Below are 23,300 nucleotides of genomic sequence, written 5' to 3'. Positions count from 1 at the left end.
GCTACCAGCCCGAAGCGGTGTAGACGACGGCTCCGGCCGACTCGTCGCCCCAGGCGAGTTCCCGCAGCAGGGCCGCGGTGCCCTCCTCGGGGTCGATCAGCGAGATACCGCGCCGGGCGTACTCGCGCCCCAACTCCGGTGTGACCATGCCGTGGTGGCCGCCGGTGGGCGCCCAGGGCCCCCAGTGCACGGTGAGCGCGCGGTGCCCGGTGCGGGCCGTCCAGTCGGCGCCCAGGCTCTCCAGCGCGTCGTTGGCGGCGGCATAGTCGACCTGGCCCCGGTTGCCGAGCACGGCCGAGATGGAGCCGAACAGGACGGTGAAGGACGGGCCGTTGGGGAGCTCTTCCAGCGCCGACAGCAGCGTCTCGGCGCCGTGGACCTTCGTGCCGTAGACCCGCTGGAAGGACTCGGTGGTCTTCTCGGCGATCAGCCGGTCCTCGATGACCCCGGCCGCGTAGACGACGCCGTCGAGGCGGCCGTGTTCGGCGTGGATCTCCTTGACGGCCTGGAGCGCGGCGTCCGGTTCGCGGAAGTCGACCGAGTGGTAGCGGGCCCGGCTGCCGAGGGCGGTGAGTTCGTCGAGGGTCGCGGTGATCTCCCGCTGAGCCAGCAGGAGTTCGGCGGCGCGGTTGATCTCGGCGGGGGTGAGCCCACCGCCCCGCGCGGCGAGGGCGGCACGCAGTTCGGCCGGGGTGCGGGCGCCCGCGGTCGCCGGGTCCTCGGGTCCCGCCGGTGCGGCCGTCCTGCCCAGCAGTTCGATACGGCAGCGGGAGGCCGCGGCGAGTGCGGCGGCGAACTTCGCTGTGATGCCCCGCGCGCCGCCCACCAGCAGCACCACCGCGTCACGGTCGAGCCCGATCGCGGCGGCCTCCGCGACTCCGTCACCGGCGGGTCCGGCACCGTTCGTCGCGAGCGCGCCGAGCGGTGTCTCGGCCAGCTCAAGTCCGTGTCGTCCGGCGGCGGTTCGAAGGACGACCGGCTCGGTGTCGGGGGCGAGGAGTTCGGCGATCAGGGCGTCGGCGACTGCGGCCGGTGCGGTGTCCGTCAGCTCGACGACCCGGGCGACGGTGTCCGGGTACTCGCGCGCGACGGTGCGGAACAGTCCGCGCAGGCCCGCCGAACCGCCGTCCGCCCGCTGTACCGCGAGGAGTTGACGCGGTCCACGGCGCAGGGCGGCCTGGATCACGGGGAACGCGTCCGGCAGCACCGGTGCCGACGCCGTGAGCGGGGCGAGGTACAGGACGCCGTCCACCTCGCCGTCGGCTTCGATGAGTTGGTGCTCGGGGCCCAGAATCACCGGGTCGGCGCCGTAGGAGGAGAGGCGGGCCGCGACCGTCTCCGGGACGTCGCTGTCTCCGTCGCCGTGGAGGACGAAGCGTCGGCCGCTCAGGACGGATGCCGGGTCCGCCGGGCTGTCGCCGTCCTGGTGGGCCAGGAGTACCGGGCGTAGCCGGAGGCGCTTCGGGGCGACGCCGGTGACCTCGTCCTGTGCGGCCGGGGCGTTCGGGGAGGCGACCTCGGGGGTGCTGACGGTCGCGGGCGTCTCGTCCGTCGCCGGGGGTGCCGTCAGCCGTGCCGACAGCCAGCCGGTGACGGAGGCCGCCGTGCGGGCCTTCGCCAGGTCCTCCAGCTCGGCGTCGTCGAGCGTCGCGACGTCCATCCCGCCGCCGATGCCCAGCCGTTGGGCCAGTTCGCCGGCGATCTCGGCGCGCTTGATGGAGTCGATGCTGAGGTCCGCCTCCAGGTCGAGGTCGGGCTCGATCATGTCGACGGGGTAGCCGGTGCGCTCGCTGATGATCTCCAGGACGACCCGGAGCACGTCGGACTCGGTGACGGTCTCGGGCGCCTGAGGTGCGGGCAACTCCGGTACAGCCGTGGGCTGGTGAGCCACGGGTGCTGCCGCGGCAGGCAGGGCGGGTGTCTGGGGGAGTGCGTCGATCGCGGCGGGTGCCGCCGGTGCCGGTATCCAGGTGCCCTGCGGTGCCGTGCCCTGCGTCGCGCCGAAGTAGGTGAGCAGCACATCCCGTTGCGCGGCCACCATCTCCCGGCTGGTGCGCAGGAATTCGGAGATGAGCGCGTCCCTGTTCGCCTCGACGGGAGCACCGTCCTGAGGGTTCGTCGTCACAGTCGTCTCCACAACGCGTCGGGCCGGTGCGAGGGCACCGGGCAGGAGTGCTCCGGCGGCGGTACGGACGAGCTGTCCGTCTACCGTCCAGCCGGGTCGCGAGGGCACGGGAGTCCGGGCGGCGTCGACGGCGTCGCGCCCGTTGAAGAGCCGGCCGGTGCGCACCGGCAGCCCGGCGACGGCCAGTTGGGCCAGCGCGTCGAGCCAGCCGCGCAGCCCGCTGTTCCGGTCGGGCTCGCAGGCGACGGTGCGGTGCGGGCGGTCGCCGAGGATCTGGCCGACCAGACGGGTGAGGACGGAGCCGGGGCCGGCCTCGACGAAGACCCGGGCGCCCGCCTCGTACATCGCCTCGATCTCCGCGACGAAGCCGACCGGGGAGCCGATCTGCGCGGCGAGTTCGGACCTGACCGCTTCGGCGTCGTCGCCGTACGGGGCCGCCGTGCGGTTGGACCACACGGGGAACTCGGGTGTGAGGACCGGGTGTTGGGCGAGGGCCTGTGCGAAGCGGTCACCGGCGCCTGCCACCAGCGGGCTGTGGAAGGCGCAGGCGACGGGGATGCGCTTGGCGCCGAGACCGGCCTCCCGCAGCAGCCGTATGGCAGTGGCGACCGCCTCCGTCGGGCCCGAAATCACTGTCTGGCGGGGTGAGTTGTGGTTGGCGATGACGACTGAAGCCGGTGCCTCGGCCGCCTTCAGGGCCTGCTCCACGTCCTCGGCTCCTGCCGCCACCGCGGCCATGGTCCCCGGGTCGTCGGTGCCGGTGGCTTCGAGGATCGCCGCCGCGCGTTCCGTGCTCAGCTCCAGCAGTGCCTCCGGCGTGATCGCACCGGCCGCGCACAGGGCGACCAGCTCGCCGTAACTGTGCCCGGCCGCCATGTCGGGCCGCACACCCGCCTCGGTGAGCAGGGCGTGGGCGGCCAACCCGGCGATGCCCAGGGCGGGTTGTGCGACCCGGGTGTCGGTGAGCCCGGCCTGCTGTCGGTCGCGGGCGGTGTCGTCGAAGGCGGTCGGCGGGTAGAGCGCGTCGGCGTGGTCGCGGCCGAGGTGCAGGTAGTGCTGCAACTCGGGGAACGCGATGAAGACATCGGCGAGCATGCCGGGGCGCTGACTGCCCTGGCCGGGGAAGAGGAAGGCGACCTTGCCACAATCCCCGCTCGCGTCACCGTCCCCGAGGTGGATACCGGCGGCCACGTCCTGCTCACCGTCCAGCACCCGCCGCAGCTGCCCGACCAGCCCCTCCACATCCCGTGCCACGACGGCCACCTGGACCGGTTCGAGCCGGGCGTCCGCCCGCCGTGACGCGCTCAGCGCGAGGTCACGCAGCCTCCAGTGACCCGTCTCCGCGAGCTTCAGGATCTCCTCGACACCCCGCCGCGCCGCCGCCCGGTCGGCTGCCCGGAACGTGAACAGCTCGGCGGGCCACGCGTCCAGCCCCTGTGCGGGCGGTACGGCGTCGCCGTAAGCACCGATCACGGCATGGAAGTTGGTGCCGCCGAAGCCGAACGCGCTGAGTCCGGCGACGCGTTCCCCGGCCGGTGCCGCCCACGGCCGGGGCCGGGCGTGGAAGACGAACGGGCTGCTGTCCTCCTGCCAGGCCGGGTTGGGCCGCTTCATGTGCAGGGTGGGCGGCTTGACGCCGGTGTAGAGGGACAGCACGGTCTTGATCAGACCGGCGAGTCCCGCGGCGCACTTCGTGTGCCCGATCTGCGACTTGACCGAGCCGAGCGCGCAACTTCCCGTCTCCGCACCGGATTCGGTGAACACCTCGCTGAGGATGGAGAGTTCGGTGCGGTCGCCGACGACCGTGCCTGTGCCGTGCGCCTCGACCAGGCCGACCTCGGCGGGGGAGACGCCCGCGTTGCGGTACGCCCGTTCCAGCGCGGCCCGCTGCCCCTCGGGGCGTGGCGCCGTCAGGCCCAGCGAGCGGCCGTCGCTGGAGCTGCCGACTCCCTTGATCACGCCGTAGATCCGGTCCCCGTCCCGCTCCGCGTCCGCGAGCCGCTTGAGGACCACGCAGGCGACGCCCTCGCCGAGCGCGATGCCGTCCGCCGAACTGTCGAAGGCGCGGGAGCGGCCGGTGGGGGAGAGGGCGTGCACGGAGGAGAAGAGGACGTAGTCGTTGATGCCGTTGTGGAGGTCGGCGCCCCCGCACAGCACGACATCGCTGGTGCCGCCGACGAGTTCCTTGCAGGCGACGTCGACGGCGGCCAGCGAGGACGCGCAGGCCGCGTCGACGGTGAAGTTGGCGCCGCCGAGGTCGAGCCGGTTGGCGATGCGGCCCGAGATGACGTTGGAGAGCATGCCGGGGAAGGAGTCCTCGGTGAGGGCGGGGAGCTGCTCCTCGATGCCGGGCGGGATCGTGCCGTAGTAGGAGGGCAGTACGGCGCGCAGTGTCGTCGCGTTGGACAGGTCGCTGCCCGCCTCCGCGCCGAACACCACGGAAGTGCGGGCGCGGTCGAACTCCCGCCCCCGGTCGCCGTATCCGGCGTCCTCCAGGGAGCGCCGGGCCGCTTCGAGGGCCAGCAGCTGGACGGGTTCGATGCTGCCGAGGGAGGCCGGCGGGATGCCGTAGCGCAGCGGGTCGAAGGGGATGCGCGGGAGGAAGCCGCCCCACTTCGACGTGGTGGCGCCGCCCTTGTCCGCCGAGTAGTGCACGGCGGGGTCCCAGCGGTCGGGCGGGACCTCGTCGACGGAGTCGCGTCCGCCGAGGATGTTCGCCCAGAACGTGGGGAGGTCGGGGGCCTGCGGGAACATGCACGCCATGCCGATGACAGCGATGTCCAGCGGGGCCGGGGCCTGCTGCTCGGCCGTCTCCTCGACTCCCAGGCGGGCGCGGGCGGTTCGCGCGCTGTCGGCCAGGAAGGCGGCGGCGCCCTCGGTCACCGAGCGGTGCAGGGCGTCGATCGTGGTGGTCGCCGAACGCAGCACGGCGACCTCGCCGGCCATGAACATCCCCTCGGAGAGCTGGCGTTGCTCGTCCACGGAGGTCAGCGCGCCGGCCGCGTCCCGCTCGACGCCCTTGCTGGCGATGCGGAGCCGGCCGACGTTGAGCCGCTCCAGCCGCTCCCAGATCTGCCGGTCCGGGACGCCCTGCTCGCGCAACTCGGCCGCGAAGGCGAGGTAGTTGTCGCTGAACGGGCTCGGTACACAGCGGGTGGCGTGGCCGGGCGCGGTCTCCAGCAGCGCGGTCCGCGTGGCCCGGACCACCTGCTCCTGGAAGAGGGGCTGGACCGTTCCACGCGTCACCGCCTCCTCCGTGAAGAGGTAGGCGGTGCCCATCAGCACGCCGACGGCGGCGCCGCGTGCGGTGAGGGGTGCGGCGAGGGCGGCCACCATCGCCGCCGAGCGCTCGTCGTGGACGCCGCCCGCGAAGAACACCTCGACGTGCTCGGCGGTACCCGCTGCCGCCGTCTCCAAGAAGTCGTCCAGGACGGCGAGTTGGGCCTCCCACAGCGGGAAGCTGGCACGCGGTCCGACATGGCCGCCGCACTCGGAGCCCTCGAACACGAACCTGCGGACACCGGCGTCCAGGAACTGCCGCAGCAGTCCCGGTGAGGGCACGTGGAGGAAGGTGGCGATCCCGGACCGTTCCAACGCCTCGGCCTGGGAGGGGCGTCCGCCCGCGATGATCGCGTGGGTGGGCCCCAACTCCCGTACCGCTTCGAGCTGGGCGTCGCGCATCTCCTCGGGGGCGAAGCCGAGCACCCCGACACCCCAGGGCCGGTCGCCCACGGCGGTACGGGTCTCGGTCAGCACCGTCCGCGACTGCTCGCCGGTCGACAGGGCGAGCGCGATGAACGGCAGCGCACCGGCGGAGGCGACGGCCGCGGCGAAGTCGGCCCGGTCGCTGACCCTGGTCATCGGGCCCTGGGCGATGGGGAGCCGGGTGCCGAGGGTCCGGCTCATCGGGGAGTCCGCGCGCAGGGCGTCGGCGGGGCTCTCGTCCTGTACCGACTCCCGTATGGCGGCGGTCAGTTCGCGTACCGTGCGGCCCACGTCGCCCCAGCGTTCGGCGAAGCGCGCGGCGAGGAAGCCGTCCTGGCCGACCGGCAGCAGCTGGGTGCGCGGGTCGCGGGCGCCGAGCAGTTCGGTGACCCGGTCGGCGGGCACCCGCGGGGCGTCGGGGCCGCGTCGTAGGAGCACGCGGTGACCGGCGATCACCGTGGTCTCGGAGCCGTCCATCGAGCGGAGCGCGGCGGCGGCCGTCTCCGGGAGGCCCGACTCGGCGAGCAGGGCGAGTTGGCTGTCCAGGACGACTCCGGCGGCACCGCCTGCGACGGCCGTGGATGCCGTACGGGGACCGATACCGCCGCAGGCCCAGACGGGGATGTCCACGGCGGGTTCGGACAGCAGGTGCTGGAGTAACACGAAGGTGCTCAACTCGCCTGTCCTGCCGCCGCTTTCGGCGCCCCGGGCGATCAGACCGTGCGCACCGGCGCGGACCGCCGTCAGTGCCTGGTCCAGGTCGGTGACCTCGACCAGCACCCGGTGCTCCGCGGCGACCTCGTCGACCCGCCAGGGCGCGTCCACCGCGAGGACGACGGTGTGCGGGGCGGCGCCGGGGCCCGTGGTGAGGTCACCCGGAGCGGTCCGGCAGTGCGGTCCGACCCGTACCCCGAAAGGGCCCGGGGACCAGCGCCGGATGCGCGCCAGGGCCTCCCCGGATCTTCGGTCGCCGTGCCCCAGGTCCAGTACGCCCAACCCGCCGGCCCGGCTGACGGCCGCCGCGAGCCGGGCGTCCGGTTCATGGAACGGGGTGATTCCAATGATCATTGCTTCGGCGTGCGCGACAGACGTCATGATTCTCCGAATAAACGGTGAAACTGCACGGTGGGGGGTTTTCGGCCGCAGCGCCGAATAGAATCGCAAAGGCGCGAGATGGCTGGTTGAAAGCTAGCCCTCTGTTACTCGTCGGTCAACAACGGCAAGGCAATCAGCTGGTGGACGGCAATGATCCGGCCAGTCGGAACCGGCCCCCAAACAACCGAAAAACCTGCCAATTTCCTTCAGAGGGCACACCGCTCGGCCGCAGTGGCGCAAGCGGTCCAAAAGCCCCCGCTATTCATCCGAGGCTCACAGTCCCGAAACACCACTGACGGCAGGAAGGAATTATGTAAACGTTGGGTGTCGATGCCTCCTCGCATAGGCCGCGCTAGGTTGGCACCCATGAGCACACCGCGGGACCTGATGATCGTCGCCATGGATGTCGCACCCGACCGCCCTGTCGAGACGGGTGACCTTTCGCTCGCGCTCGCCGGTGCGGAGGTGGTCGACCTCCTCGCCGCCGGAGCCGTCGTACTGGACGGCGACCTGATCGTGCCGAACCCCCAAGTGCCACTGGAGGACGGCCTGTTGGACCAGGCAGCGACCGCGCTCGTACGGGAGACGCCGTACGAGTCGGTCGAGAACTGGCTGTGGCGGCGGGGGCGTGGCCTCTCCTCCGCCTATCTCGCCGCGCTGGAGGCGGAAGGGCTGGTGGCCCGGCAGCGCGGGCGCTGGATCCCGGTCCGCACCGGGAAGACCGCACTGGTCGACTCCCCGGCCCGCAGCCGCGCGGCCGAGCGCTGGTCCGAGGGCGAGCCCGTCCTCGCCCAGCTCGCGTCGGCCGCCGGTATTCGCGAGGTGTCCGACGAGGACTCCGCGAAGGTCACCGACGAGTCGTTGGCCACGGTCATCGCCGTGGTCCACGACGCGGTGACGGAACTGGAGGCCGTACGGCAGCGGAAGACCGTCGAGGACGCGGCGTACGACAATGTGTGGCGCGGGATGTGACGGCGGCCTCTGGGCTTCGAAGCATGACAACTGCCGATGAAACAGAGCCAGTTGATGGTCCTGAGCCTCAGGTGACGACACGTCACCCATGGTAGGCACAAGCCCTTCGAGGAGCCAGAGCGAACGAGGGCACGCTCGCCGTGCTCACCGGGCCGGCGCGGCCCCCAGCGGGATCGTCACCGTGAAGACCGTCGCGCCGGACTCGGAGGCCAGCTCGACGGAGCCGCCGTGCGCCCTCGCCAGCGACCGGGCCACCGCGAGGCCGAGCCCGCTGCCGCCCCGGTCGCGGCTGCGGGCCTTGTCGACGCGGTAGAAGCGGTCGAAGACCCGGGCCCGGTCGTCCTTTGGGATACCGGGCCCCGCGTCGGCGACCCGCACCGACGCCATGCCACCGGCGACCGACAGCGTCACCGACACCGCCGTACCGGCCGGGGTGTGCACGGCCGCGTTGGTCAGCAGGTTGTCCAGCACCTGCCGAATCCGCACCGGGTCCACGCGCAGCCGCACCGGACGCTCCCCGAGCGCCACCGTCAGCGGGTGGTCCGGGTGCCCGGCGCGGAAGGCGTCCGCCGCCTGCTCGACCAGCTCGGCCAGGTCCGCGTCCTCGGGCCGCAGCGGAGTCTCCACGTCGGCCGCGTCGAGGCGGGCCAGCAGCAGGAGGTCGTCGAGGAGGATGCCCATGCGGGCGGCCTCGGCGCGCAGCCGGGCCAGGTGCCTGTCGCGCTCCTCGGGCACGTTGGCCGCCGCGTACTGGAACAGGTCCGCGTAACCGCGTACCGACATCAGCGGGGTCCGCAGCTCGTGCGAGGCGTCCGCGACGAACCGGCGCAGCCGTTGCTCCGCCTCCGCGCGCACCGCGAGCGAGTCGTCGATGTGCTCCAGCATCGTGTTGAACGCGGTGCGCAGCTCCTCCACCTCCGGGCCGCCGCCCCGCTCGTCCGCGCGCAGCGGCAGCCGGGCCGCCGACTCGGTCAGGTCGTGCGAGGCGATGCCGTGCGCGGTGTGCGCCATGTCGCTCAGCGGTTGCAGCCCGCGCCGCAGCAGCCTGCGGCCGAGCACCACCAGTGCCAGCAGAGCCAGCCCGAAGGCCACCACCTGGATGATGACCAGCTGTCGTACCGTGTCGTTGATCGCGTCCATCGGCGCGCCGCTGACCAGCACCACCCCGGGTTCGACCTCGCAGCCGCGCAGCCGGAACTCGCCCTCGCCGGTGAGGTCGCGGGTGCGCAGCACCTCCGTGCCCTCGGCGATCTGGGCCCGGGCCACGGCGGTCAGGTCGCCGATGTCCGACGGCAGGTCCGAGCTCTCCTCGGGCTTGCGCAGGACCGGGATGCCGTCCTTGACGTCGTACACCGCGTAGTACCAGCGGTAGTACTTCTTCCCCTGGAGCGTGCCGTTGGCCACGATGGACTTCGACTGCGCGGTCTGGGCGAGCCCGAGCTGGTCGTCGAGCTGGGCCGACAGGTAGTCCCGCATGTACGTCGTCAGGGCCGTGCCGACGACGGCGAACACCACCAGGGCCAGCGCCCCCAGCCCGAGCGCGAGCCGCGTGCCCAGGCGCAGCCGTCGCCAGGTCTCGCGCAGCCGGCGGATCACTCGGCGGCCTGCCGGATCACATAGCCGAAGCCGCGCACGGTGTGGATCAGCGGATCGTGTCCCTCGTCGAGCTTGCGGCGCAGGCGGCTGACCACCAGCTCGACCACGTTGGAGCGGCCGCCGAAGCCGTACTCCCACACATGGTCGAGGATCTGCGCCTTGGTGAGCACGGTCGGCGACTTGCGCAGCAGATAGCGCAGCACCTCGTACTCGGTCGGCGTGAGCGTGACGAGCCGCTCGCCGCGGCGCACCTCGCGGGTGTCCTCGTCCATCGTCAGGTCCGCGACCCGCAGCACCGAGCGCGGGAAACCGGGCCCGGCGCTGCGCCGCAGCACGGTCCGCAGCCGGGCCATCAGCTCCTCCACCGCGAACGGCTTGACGAGATAGTCGTCACCGCCGCGCGTCAGCCCCGCGACCCGGTCGGCGACCGCGTCCCGCGCCGTGAGGAACACCACAGGCACCATCGTCCCGGAACGGCGCAGCCGGTCCAGCACACCGAAGCCGTCGAGGCCGGGCAGCATCAGGTCGAGCACCACGATGTCGGGCTGGAACTCGGCGGCCACGGTCAGCGCCTCCTCACCGGAGTACGCGCACGCGGCCTCCCAGCCCTCGTACCGGGCGACCGTCGCGACGAGGTCGGCGATCGGCGGGTCGTCGTCCACGACGAGGAGTCGTACTTTGTCCACCCGCTCATACTGCGTCACGCACCGCGGGACACCAGACCCGCGTCACCGTCCCACCCACATCGACAGCCACTTGAAAGTCGTCCGACAGGAAAACGACAGTGCCCCGAGGCGAAGCTCGAGTCCCAGGACCCGATCAAGGAGCTGCCGTCCGTGACGACCGTCCAATCACCCCCTGCGCCCCCCACGGCGATACGCCCCAGGGTGGTGGCCCGCACGAGCCTGTACGCCGTGCTGGCTGCGAACGTCGCCGTGGTGACCGTCTTCTTCGTCCAAGCAGGCTTCGCCTCCAACACCCTCATCGTCATCGGCCGCGTCCTCGGCCTCTACGCCGCCCTCGTCATGGCCTTCCAGCTGCTGCTGGTGGCCCGGCTGCCCTGGCTCGACCGCCGGATCGGCATGGACCGGCTGACCTCCTGGCACCGCTGGACGGGCTTCGCCCTGCTCTGGACGCTGCTCGGACACCTCGTCTTCATCGCCTTCGGCTACGCCCAGGGCACCGGCACCGGGCCCGTCGGCGAGGTCGTCGACCTCGCCGAGACCACCGAGGGCATCCTGCGCGCGCTCGTCGCGTTCGCCCTGATCCTCGTCATCGGCGCGACCTCCGCCCGCTACGCCCGGCGCCGGCTCGCCTACGAGACCTGGCACTTCATCCACCTCTACACCTATGTCGCGGTGGTCCTCGCCTTCACCCACCAGGTCGCGGTCGGTACGACGTTCACGGCGTCGTCCGCCGCGACGACGTACTGGTACGCGGTGTGGGGCGTCGCGCTCGGCTCGGTGGCCCTGGGCCGCGTGATCCTCCCGCTGTGGCGCAACCTCCGCCACCGGCTCCGGGTGGAGGCGGTCGTCCCCGAGTCCGACAACGTCGTCTCGATCTACATCACCGGCCGCGACCTCCACCGGCTCCCGGCCCAGGCAGGCCAGTTCTTCCTCTGGCGGTTCCTCACGAAGGACCGCTGGTGGCAGGCCAACCCCTTCTCCCTCTCGGCCGCCCCCGACGGCAGCCGCCTCCGCCTCACCGCGAAGACGGCCGGCGCCGGCACGGCCGCCCTGCGCCACCTCAAGCCCGGCACCCGCGTCTTCGCCGAGGGCCCCTACGGCGCCTTCACCACCCTGCACCGCACCAGGCCGGAGTCCCTGCTCATCGCGGGCGGCGTCGGCGTCACCCCGATCCGTGCCCTGCTGGAGGACCTGGAGGGCCACGCCGTCGTCATCTACCGCGTCGCCACCGACCGCGACGCCGTCCTCCGCGGCGAACTCGTCGAACTCGCCCACGCCAAGGGCGCCCAGCTCCACCTGGTCACGGGACCGCCCGTCCCCGACAGGCTCGCCCCGCGCGAACTCGCCCGGCTCGTACCGGACATCGGCGACCGCGACGTCTTCCTCTGCGGACCGCCGCCGATGATGAACGCGGTGCTGCGCAGCCTCGGCGACCTGGGCGTGCCCAAGCGGCAGATCCACTTCGAACGCTTCAGCCTGGCGGGATGAGAGACATATCGTGAAGCGAGTCATACCTGTTCTGGTGCTGTCCGTCGCGGGGTTGATCCCCGTGTGGCGCTACGAGCCGTCCCTCGGGACGACGACGAGTTCGGCGGATACGCCGGCCACGGTCACGACACCGACCCCCACGTCCACCTCCTCGTCGTCGGGCTCGGCGTCCACGCCGTCCACGTCCACGAAGAAGGTCGTCCAGGGCACCGCGATCAACACCTCCAAGGGCACCGTGCAGGTGCGGGTGACCTTCGAGGGCGACAGGATCAGCTCGGTGAGCATGCTCCAGCAGCCGGACCACCCGCAGACCAAGGCGGCGGTCCCGGTGCTGATCGAGGAGACCCTCACCGCCCAGAGCTCGAAGATCGACACGGTGTCCGGCGCCACGATCACCAGCGACGCCTACGTCCAGTCGCTCCAGGCCGCGATCGACGCCAAGGGCGCGTGAGATGCGCCGAGTCGAGCACGTGATGGGTTTCCCGGTGTCGTTGCGCGTCGACGACGAAGGCATCGGGGACGAGGTGGCGGACGCCCTCTTCGCCTGGCTGCGCGAGGTCGACGCCCGCTTCAGCCCGTTCCGCCCGGACAGCGAGGTCTGCCGCTACGAGCGGGGCGAGCTCCGGCTCGGCGACCTCGGCGCGGACCTGACCGAGGTCCTCGACCTCTGCGAGCAGTACCGCGTCGCGACCGGCGGCGCCTTCGACGTCCGCCTGCCCGGCCGCCCCCTCGACCCCTGCGCGGTCGTGAAGGGCTGGTCGGTGCAGCGCGCGGCGGACCTCCTCACCGCCGCCGGGGCCCGCCGTTTCATCCTCAACGCCGGAGGGGACGTGGTCGTCTCCGGCGGCCCGTGGCGGGTGGGCGTACGACACCCCGAACAGGCCGACCGGCTGTGCACGGTTCTGGAGTTGACCGACGGCGCGGTGGCGACCTCCGCCCGCTACGAACGCGGCGACCACATCCTCGACGGCCGCACCGGCACCCCCGCGACCGGGCTCCTCAGCATCTCCGTCGTGTCCGCCTCCCTCACCGAGGCGGACGCCACGGCCACCGCGGCCTTCGCGATGGGCCCGGAGGGCGTCGACTGGGCCGCGTCCCGGCCCGGTTGCGAGGTGTTCGCGGTCGACGCCGAGCGCCGGGTCCGGCGTACGGCCGGGTTTCCGGTCGCGATGGCGGCGGCTTAGGCAGCCCGGGGACACGACCGCTCCATCCAGGACATGCGGAAGGGCCGCCGGGGTCACCGGCGGCCCTTCCTGTCGGGACATGTGGTTCAGGGGAGGGGGTGTTCAGGAGGAGGAGGTCAGCTGACGTCGGAGGCGTCCAGGCGGTACAGGCCCGTGCTGGTCGAGCTGGTCGAGCTGGTCGAACCGGAGCTGTACGCCGAGGACTTGACCGCCGTGCCGTGGGCCTTGACCCAGGTGGCGATGGCCGTGTCGGTGCCCTGGCCGCCGTCGCTGCTGATGATGATGTAGTGCAACTTGCCGGACTTCACCAGGGACTTGAGCTTGGCGAGGGTCATCGCGTTGTCGCTGCCCGACCAGCCGCCCATGGAGATCACGGGTTGGCCGGACTCCAGGATGATCGAGGACGCCGTCTGGTCGGTGGACACCGCCAGCAGCCAAGTGGCGCCGTCCTGATGCTTCTTGAGGTACGTGATCATCTCGGACGAGACCTGGCTGCCGCCGCCCATGCCGCCACCGGCCTGCCGCGCACCGGACGCGGAACCCGACTCCGTGGCGCCGGAGGAGGCCGAAGGCGCCGAACCGCTGCCCGGGGGCCGGGTGCCGGTCGGGGCCGAACCGCTGGGCTTCGTACCGGACTTGGTGCCGCTCGGGGCACCGCCCGTTCCGCCACCGCCGCCGCCCATTCCGCCGCCCGTGCTGGGGCCGGCCGTCGGGTTCGTGCCGTTGGTCGAGGAGGTCGCCGCCGAGACCGAGTAGGCCGCGGGGCCGGCGAGGAGGGCGACGATCGCGGCCAGTGCCGCGAAGCCCATCAGACGGTGGCGGCCGGTGAACCGGCTCACCAGCAGGCCCAGTACGGAAGCGATGCCCGCCGCGGCGACCACGGTCTCCGCGACCGTGTACACCGTGCCGGAGCCGGAGACCCGCTGGAGCAGGACGACCGCCCAGGCGGTGCCGGCCGCGATCGCCGACGGGAGCACCCAGGCCCTCCCCCAGTCTCGGCTTCGCTCGACCGGGGGGACCCCCACGGCCGCCGAGCCGTCACGGAAGGCGCGGTACAGCAGCACCCCGCCCGCTCCGGCCAGGGCCGCGATGCCGGGGGCCATGGCGGTGACGTAGTACGGGTGGAACGTGCCCTCCGCGAGCGAGAAGGTCAGGAAGTGGAGGACGAACCAGCCGCCCCAGAGCATTAGGGCCGCGCGCTTGGGGTCAGTGCGGGGAGCGCGCCCACGCAGCACCAGGCTGCCGACGAGCGCGATCGCCGCGAAGGGGATCAGCCAGGAGATCTGGCCGCCCATGATCTCGTTGAACATCCGGTACAGGCCCGAACTGCCGCCGAACGACGCCCCGTTGCCCTGCGAGCCGACCGACGAGGAAGCGCCGAAGATCCGGCCGAAGCCGTTGTAGCCGATGACCAGGTCCCACACCGTGTTGTCCGTCGAGCCGCCGATGTAGGGGCGGGAGGAGGCGGGGATCAGGTCGACGATCACCATCCACCAGGCGCTGGAGACGACCAGCGCGACGGTGGCGACGGCGAGGTTGCGGAGGCGCCTGCCGAGGGAGACGTTCGCGGCCCAGAGGTAGACGAGGAAGAACGCGGGCAGGACGACGTACGCCTGCATCATCTTGGTGTTGAACGCGAAGCCGATCGCGACCGCCGACCACACCAGCGGCCCCAACTTGCCGTTGCGCACGGCCTTCATGAGGGCCGCGGCGCCGAGCATCATCAGCAGGACGAGGATCGGGTCCGGGTTGGTGTCACGGGTGATGGCGACCGTGATCGGGGTGAGGGCGAGGACCAGCGCGGAGACCGTGCCCGCCACCGCGCCGAAGTCCCGCTTCACCTGGCGGTACAGCAGGGCTACCGAACCCGTGCCCGCCGCGACCATCGGCAGCGTCAACTGCCAGGTGCCGTAACCGAATACGCGGGCGGAGAGGCCCATCACCCAGAGGGCGAAGGGTGGTTTGTCGACCGTGATGAAGCTGCCGGAGTCGAGCGCGCCGAAGAAGAACGCCTTCCAGCTCTTGGTGCCGCTGTAGACGGCCGCGTCGTAGAAGGTGTTGCCGGTGATCGAGGTCAGGTTCCAGGCGTAGAGCGCCGTGGCCAGCAGCAGGATCGCCCACAGGGCCGGGCGAGCCCAGCGCGGGTCGGCCGCCGGGCCCGCGCGGTGCGAGCGGCGGGCGCTCTCCTGACCGGGGGGCGGGGCGAGGATCGTCATGACGCGTACTCCAGGTGTTCCGCGAGAGAGGCGGGCGCCCCGACGGGCAGGACAGGGGCGGTGGCACCGGTGCTCGCGTGGTCCGCCACGGTGATCGTGAACGGGAACGGGAAGGGCGCATCGAGGGAGGCATGGAGACGGCCGACGCCGCCGGCGAGGACGTGCGCCTCTTTGTGCGCATCCACCATGACCCCGGCCGGGCGCCGCCGGACGCCTCCCGCGTTCTGTGCGTTCATGACGGTGACTCTCCGGTCCCCGCCTGTGCCGTCGCTGAGCCTTCACTGAGCGGCCGATGAGAATCAGCGGACTCACAGGTCGTGCACAGCGGGCTGAGGCCGGGCCCCAATGCTGGGGCCCGGCAGGGCAGTTCGGGCCGGATGCGAAGGGCGTCAGATGGGCTGCGGTTCGAAGTCCCAGCCGGGTGGGGCGTCCGCTGCCGTCCCCGACGCGTCCTCGCAGGCGCGGGCGAGCGGATGGGTGCGGCCGACGGCGTCGCGGGCCCGCAGCAGGGTCTCCCGGCGCAGCTCGGCCGCCTCGTCGGGCCGTCCGGACAGTTGGCGGACCGCCGCCGCGTTCAGGGCGCAGCCCAGGGTCCACGGATGGTCGGCGCCCACGGTGTTGGTCATGCCCCGCAGCGCCTGCTCGATCAGCCGCGCCCCGGCGGCCCGGTCGCCCGCGAGCCACAGCAGTAGGCCCCGGTTGCCGAGGACACCCACGGTGTACGGGTGGTCGTCGCCGAGGAGATGCCGGTAGCCGTCGGCGACCGTGTCCGTCAGCTCGGCGGACTCGGTGAGATCGCCGTGCGAGCGCAGGAATGAGGCGTGGTCGGCCTGGACCATCAGGGTCATCGGATGCCGGACGCCCTGGAGGTTCCGGCACCGCTCGACGAGGCTGCGCAACAGGTCGGCGGCGGCCGGGACGTCACCCGAACGGCGAAGGCACAGCGCCTGGTTGTGCAGGGCGGCCAGGGTCTGCGGATGGTGGTCGCCCATGGTCTGGCGGTGCAGCAGGGAGTTGACGCCCTGGATCGCGGTGGCGTCCTGATGGCGGCCCAGCAGGCGCAGCGAGCGCGCGTACGTGAGACCGCTGAGCAGGGTCGACGGATGGTCGGAACCGAACGACTGCCGCCGCAGGGACAGGAGTTGGGCATGGACGTCGGCCGCCTCCTGGTAGCGGCCGAGGAGGCCGAGGGCGACGCCGAGGTTGTTGAGGCAGGCCTGGGTGCGGGGGGCCTCCGGTCCGTCGAGGACGTCGTAGGCGCGCCAGACGTCCTCGAAGAGCTGGTGGGCCTCCCTGAAGAGGCCGAGCGCCATCAGGGAGCCGCCGAGGCCCGCCTCGGCCCGCAGCAGGTCGAGGTCGTCGGAGGGGCGTTCCTCGGCGAGTTGCTCGACGACGGCCCGGCCGACCGCCTCCGCCTCCCGGTAACGGCCGCACCGGCGCAGCATGTTGGCGTGCTGATGGACGAGGACCAGCATCGACGGGTGGGTCGGCGCGAGCCTGATCCGCCAGCGGGCCAGCACCTGTTCGCACAGGGTGAGTCCGGTGCTTTCCTCGTCGCGCAGCCGAAGGTACTCGATGCAGTTGAGGACGAGATCGCGCACCGGAGCGTCGGAACTCTCCAGCGCGCCCGACGGGTGCAGATGCGGCAACAGCTCGGCGTAGACCGGCCAGTTGGCGACCTCGGACGGCGAGCGGGGGTCGGCCGAGACCAGCACGCGGCAGGCGACCGCCGAGAGTTCGTCCCGTTCCCCGGGGGTGAGGGTGCGGCGCAGGAAGCGGTGGTAGAGGCGGTGCATCTCCACGCTGTCCACATAGCCGACGCTGTCCGAGGGCTGAACGTAGTCCATCCGTACGGCAGTCGACTCCGACAGCCGCCGGAGCGCACCCAGCCAGCGGGCCGGGTCGGCGGCCAACTCGGCCAGCAGCGTGGGGAGATCGCCGGGACGCGCACGCTGGAGCTGGCGGACGGGAATGGAGCCGGGGGAGAACATCGCGAACAGGCGCAGGAGTTCGGTGGCCTCGGGGCTGTCCTGCTCCAGCGAGTCGAGCGTGAGGGCCCAACTGGTCTGGAAGCCGATCGGGTAGTCCGGCAGGGTCTGGATGCCGATCTCGTCGGCGTCGCCCCGGCGCAGCAGCCCGATGTACTCGGCCGCCGACATCCGGTTCGCGTCCAGCCACGCCGTCGTCTGGGCCAGCAGCAGCGGGAAGTCCTCGACGGCGTCGGCGAGTTGGTCGGCCTCGTCCTCGGTGAGCCGCTCCACGTGCCGCCGCGCGTAACTGATGCTCTCCGCCCGGGTGAACCGCTCCACCTGCACCTCGGCGACCCCGCCGGACGCGGCCCAGCCCTGCGTGAGGGTGGTCACCGCGACATGGCCACCGGCCTCGGGGAGGAGGTCGTAGACCTGTTCCAGGTCGTCGGCGCTGTCCAGGACGAGGAGCCAGCGGCGGTGCGGGCGGCCGGTGCGCAGCGCCTCGCGGACCGCGCGGACCCGCTCGGGCAGCGCGCTGCTGTCCGCCAGGCCGAGGGGTTCGGCGAGGTCGGCGAACTGCTGGCGGGCCGTGGCGCGGAAGCTCGCGCTGATCCACCAGACCACGTCGTACTCGTTGGCGAACCGGTGCGCGTACTCGATGGCGATCTGGCTCTTGCCGACGCCCGAGATACCGCGCAGCGCGACCCGGGAGCCCGCGGGCGGGCCGTTCTCGAAGAGGGCGCGGAGTTCCTCCAGGACCGTGTCGCGGCCGGTGAAGCGGAAGTTGCGGCGCGGAACGTTCCACACGGCGGGTGGCGCGTCCGGGAAACGGGGGGCGACGGACTCGTCCTCGGGCTCCGGCCGGGCGTCCTGGAGGTCGAGGGTGGTCAGCAGCCGGCGCAGCGCCTCGGCCGGGTCCAGCTCGCGCAGGCTGACCGGTCCCAGTACGGCGGTCGAGGGGGGCAGGGTCCGCGCGGAGAGGTCCACGGCGGCGAACCGGTCCAGGTCCGTGCCGACCACCGTGCCCAGCGCCTCGCTCCACTCGGGCTCGGTGCGCTGGCCGAGCCGCAGATAGTCCTCGTCGAGCAGCAGCAGCACCCGCCCGGGCGCGCCGAGGAGATCCGACAGCAGCCGGGCCAGCGGCACCCCGGGCGGCGGGTCCCAGCGCAGCAGGAACGTCTGGCAGCCGTGCCGCTCCAGTTGCCGCGCCGTCCACACGGCCCACGCGCGGTCGGTGCCGGCGTAGCTGATCGTGATGTGGTGCGGCGACCAGACACCGGACGCGGGACGCCGTCCGGTGCGCTGACCGGGGACGGTGTGCTCGGCGGGGAGGGTGGCGGTCCTGCCGTTCAGCGCGGGCACGACGACATGGCCCTGTCCTACGACGGCGTCCGCGACGATCTCGCTGGGCAGTTCGACGGTACGGACCGGGACGCCCCAGCGGTTGCTGATCGTCAGCCAGATCGTGCCGGGGCCCGGCGCGCGGCTCGCCTTGATCACGAAGCGGGCCGGGCCGTAGGTGCCGCCGAAGCGGTGCAGGACGACGCTGGGCTCGTTCAGGGCCTCGCACACGAAGCGGCGGGAGCCGTCCAGGGAGACGCCGAAGTCGAACTCCTCCTCGTCGTACGGCCAGTCCTCGGGTGCCGCCGGGCCGTTGAGGTCGACGGTGACGAGATAGCTCTGCCCCGCCTGGGCCTTGCGGGGCCAGCCCACCAGGGGCTCGATCATCAACGCAGCGGGATCGCCGCTCATGTCCTCGCCTCCTGCGCGCGGACGCTGAGCCGCAGCGTGGTCAAGGGGTGTCCGAAGTAGAGGAACATGAAGCTGTAGAGGATCGGCAGAATCTTCCGCTGCTCCTCGGTATTGACCCGGTCGTCGTCACCGTAGACGTACGGCAGCGGATCGGGTAGCCGGGCGACGGCGGCGGCCCGGAAGTCGCGCAGGGCGCGGGCGACGGGCAGTTCGGGATCGGCGCAGAGCCGGTCGATGAGTTCGCGGATCAGGGTGTGCGCCACGTCGTCGCCGACCTTGCCCGACGTGGCGATGCAGCCGCCCGCGCCCTTGCGGAGGAAGAGTTCCGCGAAGCCGCGCAGGGCGTTCTCGCCGAGTGGCCGGTTGTTGACGAACCGGGCGGAGTGGCAGGCGTTCAGGCAGACCAGGGTGCGGCGGCCGTCCAGCGCCGACATGTCCAGGTCGTTGAGTTCGTTCCAGGTGACCGTGCCGAGCTTGAGCTTGTACAGGTTCGGGCCGTGGGTGGCGTGACAGCCCATGTAGACGAGACCGGCGCCGAGGCTCGGGCGGGCGAGTTCGGTGAGGAAGGTGCGGGTGGTGCCGAAGTGGCCCCGGTGCTCGAACTTCTCGAACACCGTGGCGTCCCGGCGCATCTCCTCGGCGTAGTAGCCCAGCACATGGCCGGAGCAGACCGCCGGTTCGTTGAAGGGGGTGCGGCCGGCCTCGCGGATGGTGGTCCAGCGGACCACGGTCACCAGGGCGCCGAGGATGCCGTCCTCCACGCCGTGGTCGTGGCCGCCGGTGAGGCGCAGCATCTCCCAGGGGATGTCGTAGTCGGTGTCGTCCCAGATCACCAGGTGCAGGTCGGGGCCGAAGCGGGCGCGGAGTTCGTTGATCCAGCGCACGACGTCCTCCTGCTGGCCCGACCACGCGGCCACGGCGCGGAAGATCTCGGTCGGGGGGAAGCCGTCGGGGCGGAGGTTGCTGAGGGCGAGGCCGCTGGGGCGCAGGCGGGTGTCCTCGGAGTCCAGGGACAGTTCCAGGTCGCCGCTGTGGCCGGTGAGCCAGAAGACCTCCTGGTTCCGCTCGTCGTAGGCCCTGTTCACCACCAGCTTCGCGAAGCCCGGGGGGAGTTGGGCGTTCGGGTCCACGGGGGCCGGGGTGAGCGGCACGGGTTCGTACGGCTCCACGACGTGTTCGGGGACGCCCGCTGTCCGTGGGGCGGGGAGGGGCTCGGGGGCGGGCCTGCGGGCGGGGGTTCCCGGGCCCAGGGGGACGGCTCCGCCGAGGGGGCGGGGGCCGGGGGGTTCAGCGGGCACTGGGCACCCCCCGGGTCGTGCGGCCCGCCACCGTCACTCCGCCCAGGGCGTCCGCCAGGAGGAACGGGAGGTCCGGGTGGGGCTGGCGGGCCGCGTCGATGACCACGGAGTGGAGGCGCATGCGGCCCATGGCGCCGATGTGGGAGGCGGCGGTGATCGCGTCGTCGATGCCCGTGCGGCGGACCGGGCCCAGGAGACGGCCGCCCGCGCTGGCGTCCAACGGGACGTTGCCCCGGCCGTCGGAGACGACGACCAGCCAGGCCTCGACCAGGTTGGAGCGTTGCTGGAAGGCCCGGCGGAGGAGCTGGTCGGTGAGGGTCAGGCCGTGGGCCAGGGGAGTGCTGCGGCCGGGCTGGCGGTGCAGGGCGCTGCCGACCCTCGGGTCCAGGACGCTGCGGGCGATGAAGTGGTCGGCACGCAGCTCGTGGGCCGCGTCCCTGCTGCCCACCTCGACCAGGCAGACCGAGGCCCGTCCCGTGTAGGCCCACTGGAGGTAGGGGGCGAGGGCCGGTTGCCAGTCCCAGCCTCGGCGGCTGGTGTGGTCGAGGAGCAGGACCAGCATGCGTTCCGCCACCGGGAGGCGGGCGTAGCTGCGGAAGTCCGTGGGCAGGACGACCAGTTGGCCGTCACCGGCCGCTCGCAGCGCACGGCGGCCCGGCAGGTTCTGGTGTTTGGCCGCCTCGACGACCGTCGCGACGACCGCCAGGTCCCGCAGGGTTGTCGCGGAGCGGACGCCGATCACCGGGCCCCGTGCGGAACTTGGCTCCGGGCGGCGTTGCCAGGGGATGCGCAACGGTGCGAACTCCCGCAGGAACCGGGCGTCGTCCTCCGGGAACGGGGAGCCCTGGCCCTCTCCTGTCTCGGCCGTGAAGGTGTCCAGGGCCTCGGCGGGGCCCGCGGGGAGTGCTATCGCGCCGCCCGGCTGGCCCGTCGGCGCGGTCTCCTCGGGGACCGGGTCCGGTTTCGGCTGCTCGGGCGGGGACGGGCGGCCGGCGCTGCCGTCGCCGGTGGCGAGGGAGGTGCCGTTGGCGGAGTGGCCGGGGCCGGCCGGGGCCGCCGGGGGCGCGGCCACACCCAGGAGGCGGGCGGCCTCGTCGACGCGGTCGGGGCCGCAGGTGTCGGCGCCGTTCACCACCGCAAGGACGCGGGCCAGGCGGGCCAGTCCGATCGCCCGGCGCCCGCTGGTGTCCCCGCGGAACAGGCCCACGGCGTGTGCCGCCGCCTCCTCGGTCAGCGTGCACGCCGGGCGCGTGCGGGCCGTGAGCGCGCTGTGCCAGGACGGTGGCAACTCGCCCAGCCCCGGCTCGGGTTCACGTCCGTCGAGCGCGTCCAGCACCCGTTCGGGCCCGCTGCTGGTCCGCCGTAGGCCGGCCGCGTTGAGGCGGATCGGGAAGCGGTCCAGGAGGTGGGGGGAGAGGCGGCCGATCTCCGCCTCCTGGCAGGCGGCCAGCCAGCGGGCGCGGGGGCGCCAGCGGGCCCGGAACCCGGACCGCTCGACCGCCGCCACGTCCGCGCCGAGCAGTTGTACGGCCGCCCGCATGCCCGGCAGGCTGAGGCGGACCAGGTCGGGGACCACGACGACCATCGCCGAGTCGGGAGTGTTGTCCACCAACGGGCCTGGAGACAAAGAAAAGTTGACACCATTGCCGTCGTGGCGCAGCGTCGGGCGCAGCCACAGTTCGTCGTCACCGGTGACCGAGCCGAGCGTGGTGCGTCGTACGGGACGCTGCTCGCGGAGCTGGAGCAGGGCGGCGAACGCGTCCGTCACCGGGGCGACCATCTCCGGCTCCAGGTCGAACAGGAGCACCCCGTCCAGGCCGGGGCCCAGCGCGGAGCAGGCCAGGGCCTGTAACAGGCGCTGCCGGGGCCCGACCGGACGCGCCTCCGCGGGCGCGCTCACCCCAGCAGCCCGTCGAGCAGCTCCGACTCCTCCGCCGTCCACTCGACCGGACCGCCGTGCGCGGCCTCGGGCCGCCGGTGCCGCAGGGAGAGCGGGACCACCCGGCGCACATGGTCGGCGGTCACGGCGTCCGCCTCCTCGAACGCGGCCAGCGCACGGGCTGCCCACGCGGTGACCACCTCGCCGCGATGGCCCACCGCCCGCAGCCGGGTGGCGACATCGGCGCACAGCTTCGCGATGTCCTCGCTCAGCCGCACGTCCTGGATGCCGTCCCTGGCCCGGTCCAGCCGCCCGCGCAACTCCCGGTCCCGGTCGAGGCCCTCGGCCAGCCAGGGGGAGTCCGTGCCGGCCGCGTCGTCGAAGCGGAGCACGGCCAGCACCATCGCCCGGCGCTGCTCCTGGTCCAGCTCGGAGACGGCGACCATCAGACCGAACCGGTCGAGCAACTGCGGCCGCAGACCGCCCTCTTCGGGGTTCATCGTGCCGACCAGACCGAAGGCGATGTTCCGTACGGTGTCGATGGCCTCGCGCTGCACGGACAGCACGCCGGTGGAGACGACGTCCAGGATGATGTTGACGATGTGGTCGTCCAGCAGGTTGACCTCGTCGATGTACAGCATCCCCTTCTCGCCGGCCTCCTCCAGCAGCCCCGGCTGGGTCCGCGCCTCGCCCCGCATCAGCGCGTCCAGCTCCCAGCCGCCCAGCACCCGGTCGTCGGTCGCGTTGATCGGCAGGGTGACCGGCAGTTCGCCCCCGGTCAGCAGGGAGAAGGCCCGTACCACCGTGGACTTGGCGGTGCCGCGCTGCCCGCTGATGAGGACCCCGCCGATGCGCGGCGCGATGTAGTTGAGTTCGAGCGCGAGCTTCAGCTCGGCCTGCCCGACCACATGGCTGTACGGCAGGATGTGCACGTCCGAGCCGCCCGGCGCACCGGTCACGACGCGCTGCCCGGGGTCCAGCGGAAGGTCACCTGGAGCTGTGCCTCGGCCCCCGACTTCACCAGGAACGCGCCGAGTTCGGCGTCGAGCTTGATGGACAGCTGGAGTTCGATCTCGTCCGGGGTCAGCCCCTCACCGAGGTCGTGCAGCCGGGTCGCCGCCTGCCGGGCGCAGCGCCGGGCCAGCTCCAGACCGTCGCCGTAGACGTCCCGGGCCACCGCCAGTACGCGGTCCGCCGCGTTCTCCCGGGTGTCGATCCCGTCGTAGAGGCCATCGAGGCCGTCCGGCGCGAGCGGGGTGTCGACCTCCACGTAGATCGGCACCTGTCGGTCCTGGCCGTCCGCGGACGCCCTCGTCACGATCGCCATGCAGCAC

14 protein-coding genes are annotated in these 23,300 nt (G+C 72.5%); 4 read left to right on the top strand and 10 right to left on the bottom strand.

The genetic code is table 11. The annotated features are described in order from the left end of the window. Position 1: 1 nt before the first annotated feature. A complete protein-coding gene (locus ACIRB1_RS06035) occupies positions 2-6,925 on the bottom strand; it encodes an SDR family NAD(P)-dependent oxidoreductase (protein WP_403464705.1) in 6,924 nt (2,307 codons plus the stop codon). A 366-nt stretch (positions 6,926-7,291) separates the two neighbouring features. On the opposite strand from ACIRB1_RS06035, the gene ACIRB1_RS06030 reads away from it, so the two are divergent. After that, the gene (locus ACIRB1_RS06030; RefSeq protein WP_352177854.1) at positions 7,292-7,897 is read left to right on the top strand and encodes a GPP34 family phosphoprotein; all 606 of its coding nucleotides are present in this window, start codon (positions 7,292-7,294) and stop codon (positions 7,895-7,897) included. 144 nt (positions 7,898-8,041) lie between these two features. On the opposite strand, the gene ACIRB1_RS06025 is transcribed toward ACIRB1_RS06030, so the two are convergent. Together ACIRB1_RS06025 and ACIRB1_RS06020 are read right to left on the bottom strand one after the other, a co-directional pair. Next, the gene (locus ACIRB1_RS06025; protein ID WP_403464704.1) at positions 8,042-9,493 is read right to left on the bottom strand and encodes a sensor histidine kinase; all 1,452 of its coding nucleotides are present in this window, start codon (positions 9,491-9,493) and stop codon (positions 8,042-8,044) included. Beyond that, positions 9,490-10,179 (bottom strand): response regulator transcription factor, encoded by a 690-nt coding sequence (locus ACIRB1_RS06020; protein WP_266776825.1) that lies wholly within the window; start codon positions 10,177-10,179, stop codon positions 9,490-9,492. Before ACIRB1_RS06020 ends, ACIRB1_RS06025 begins: the two co-directional genes overlap by 4 nt. Positions 10,180-10,329: 150 nt before the next feature. On the opposite strand from ACIRB1_RS06020, the gene ACIRB1_RS06015 reads away from it, so the two are divergent. The 3 genes from ACIRB1_RS06015 to ACIRB1_RS06005 are packed head-to-tail and all read left to right on the top strand — an operon-like array spanning position 10,330 to position 12,851. Next, entirely contained in the window at positions 10,330-11,667 is a 1,338-nt protein-coding gene (locus tag ACIRB1_RS06015) for a ferric reductase-like transmembrane domain-containing protein (RefSeq protein WP_403464703.1), read from the top strand. Positions 11,668-11,677: 10 nt separating this feature from the next. Beyond that, complete coding sequence (locus tag ACIRB1_RS06010) at positions 11,678-12,118, top strand: FMN-binding protein (protein WP_352177851.1); 441 nt, start codon at positions 11,678-11,680, stop codon at positions 12,116-12,118. Position 12,119: 1 nt separating this feature from the next. Next, positions 12,120-12,851, top strand: coding sequence for an FAD:protein FMN transferase (locus ACIRB1_RS06005; protein ID WP_403464702.1), 732 nt, complete (start codon positions 12,120-12,122; stop codon positions 12,849-12,851). A 116-nt stretch (positions 12,852-12,967) separates the two neighbouring features. Here the strand turns inward: ACIRB1_RS06005 and ACIRB1_RS06000 are convergent, their stop codons facing one another. From ACIRB1_RS06000 to ACIRB1_RS05970, 7 genes are all read right to left on the bottom strand, one after another. Further along, entirely contained in the window at positions 12,968-15,067 is a 2,100-nt protein-coding gene (locus ACIRB1_RS06000; RefSeq protein WP_403464701.1) for an ArnT family glycosyltransferase, read from the bottom strand. Further along, positions 15,064-15,303: a hypothetical protein gene (locus tag ACIRB1_RS05995; RefSeq protein ID WP_403464700.1), complete on the bottom strand. Its 240-nt coding sequence runs from the start codon at positions 15,301-15,303 to the stop codon at positions 15,064-15,066. The genes ACIRB1_RS06000 and ACIRB1_RS05995 overlap by 4 nt, the downstream gene beginning before the upstream one ends. A 153-nt stretch (positions 15,304-15,456) precedes the next feature. After that, positions 15,457-18,789, bottom strand: a complete 3,333-nt coding sequence (fxsT, locus tag ACIRB1_RS05990) for an FxSxx-COOH system tetratricopeptide repeat protein (RefSeq protein WP_403464699.1) — start codon at positions 18,787-18,789, stop codon at positions 15,457-15,459. Continuing rightward, positions 18,786-20,087 carry a CHAT domain-containing protein gene (locus tag ACIRB1_RS05985; RefSeq protein WP_403464698.1) on the bottom strand — a complete coding sequence of 434 codons (1,302 nt, stop codon included), beginning with the start codon at positions 20,085-20,087 and terminating at the stop codon, positions 18,786-18,788. Before ACIRB1_RS05985 ends, fxsT begins: the two co-directional genes overlap by 4 nt. Further along, positions 20,077-21,987 carry a magnesium chelatase gene (locus tag ACIRB1_RS05980; RefSeq protein ID WP_403464697.1) on the bottom strand — a complete coding sequence of 637 codons (1,911 nt, stop codon included), beginning with the start codon at positions 21,985-21,987 and terminating at the stop codon, positions 20,077-20,079. Before ACIRB1_RS05980 ends, ACIRB1_RS05985 begins: the two co-directional genes overlap by 11 nt. Beyond that, positions 21,984-22,925: an AAA family ATPase gene (locus ACIRB1_RS05975; protein ID WP_352177844.1), complete on the bottom strand. Its 942-nt coding sequence runs from the start codon at positions 22,923-22,925 to the stop codon at positions 21,984-21,986. The genes ACIRB1_RS05980 and ACIRB1_RS05975 overlap by 4 nt, the downstream gene beginning before the upstream one ends. Continuing rightward, on the bottom strand, positions 22,922-23,293 hold the full coding sequence (locus ACIRB1_RS05970) for a CU044_2847 family protein (RefSeq protein WP_352177843.1): 372 nt from the start codon (positions 23,291-23,293) through the stop codon (positions 22,922-22,924). The genes ACIRB1_RS05975 and ACIRB1_RS05970 overlap by 4 nt, the downstream gene beginning before the upstream one ends. Positions 23,294-23,300: the final 7 nt, after the last annotated feature.

The organism is Streptomyces sp. NPDC096013 (assembly GCF_044763565.1).
Lineage (GTDB): Bacteria > Actinomycetota > Actinomycetes > Streptomycetales > Streptomycetaceae > Streptomyces.
Note: the sequence above shows the minus strand (reverse complement) of the source record. Positions and strands in the feature narration are given on the sequence as shown.

Excerpts from the sequence above, each read along its gene's own strand:
- ACIRB1_RS06035 (WP_403464705.1), bottom strand. The coding sequence starts at position 6,925 with ATGACGTCTGTCGCGCACGCCGAAGCAATGATCATTGGAATCACCCCG.
- ACIRB1_RS06030 (WP_352177854.1), top strand. The coding sequence starts at position 7,292 with ATGAGCACACCGCGGGACCTGATGATCGTCGCCATGGATGTCGCACCC.
- ACIRB1_RS06005 (WP_403464702.1), top strand. The coding sequence starts at position 12,120 with ATGCGCCGAGTCGAGCACGTGATGGGTTTCCCGGTGTCGTTGCGCGTC.
- ACIRB1_RS06000 (WP_403464701.1), bottom strand. The coding sequence starts at position 15,067 with ATGACGATCCTCGCCCCGCCCCCCGGTCAGGAGAGCGCCCGCCGCTCG.
- ACIRB1_RS05995 (WP_403464700.1), bottom strand. The coding sequence starts at position 15,303 with ATGAACGCACAGAACGCGGGAGGCGTCCGGCGGCGCCCGGCCGGGGTC.
- fxsT (WP_403464699.1), bottom strand. The coding sequence starts at position 18,789 with ATGAGCGGCGATCCCGCTGCGTTGATGATCGAGCCCCTGGTGGGCTGG.
- ACIRB1_RS05970 (WP_352177843.1), bottom strand. The coding sequence starts at position 23,293 with ATGGCGATCGTGACGAGGGCGTCCGCGGACGGCCAGGACCGACAGGTG.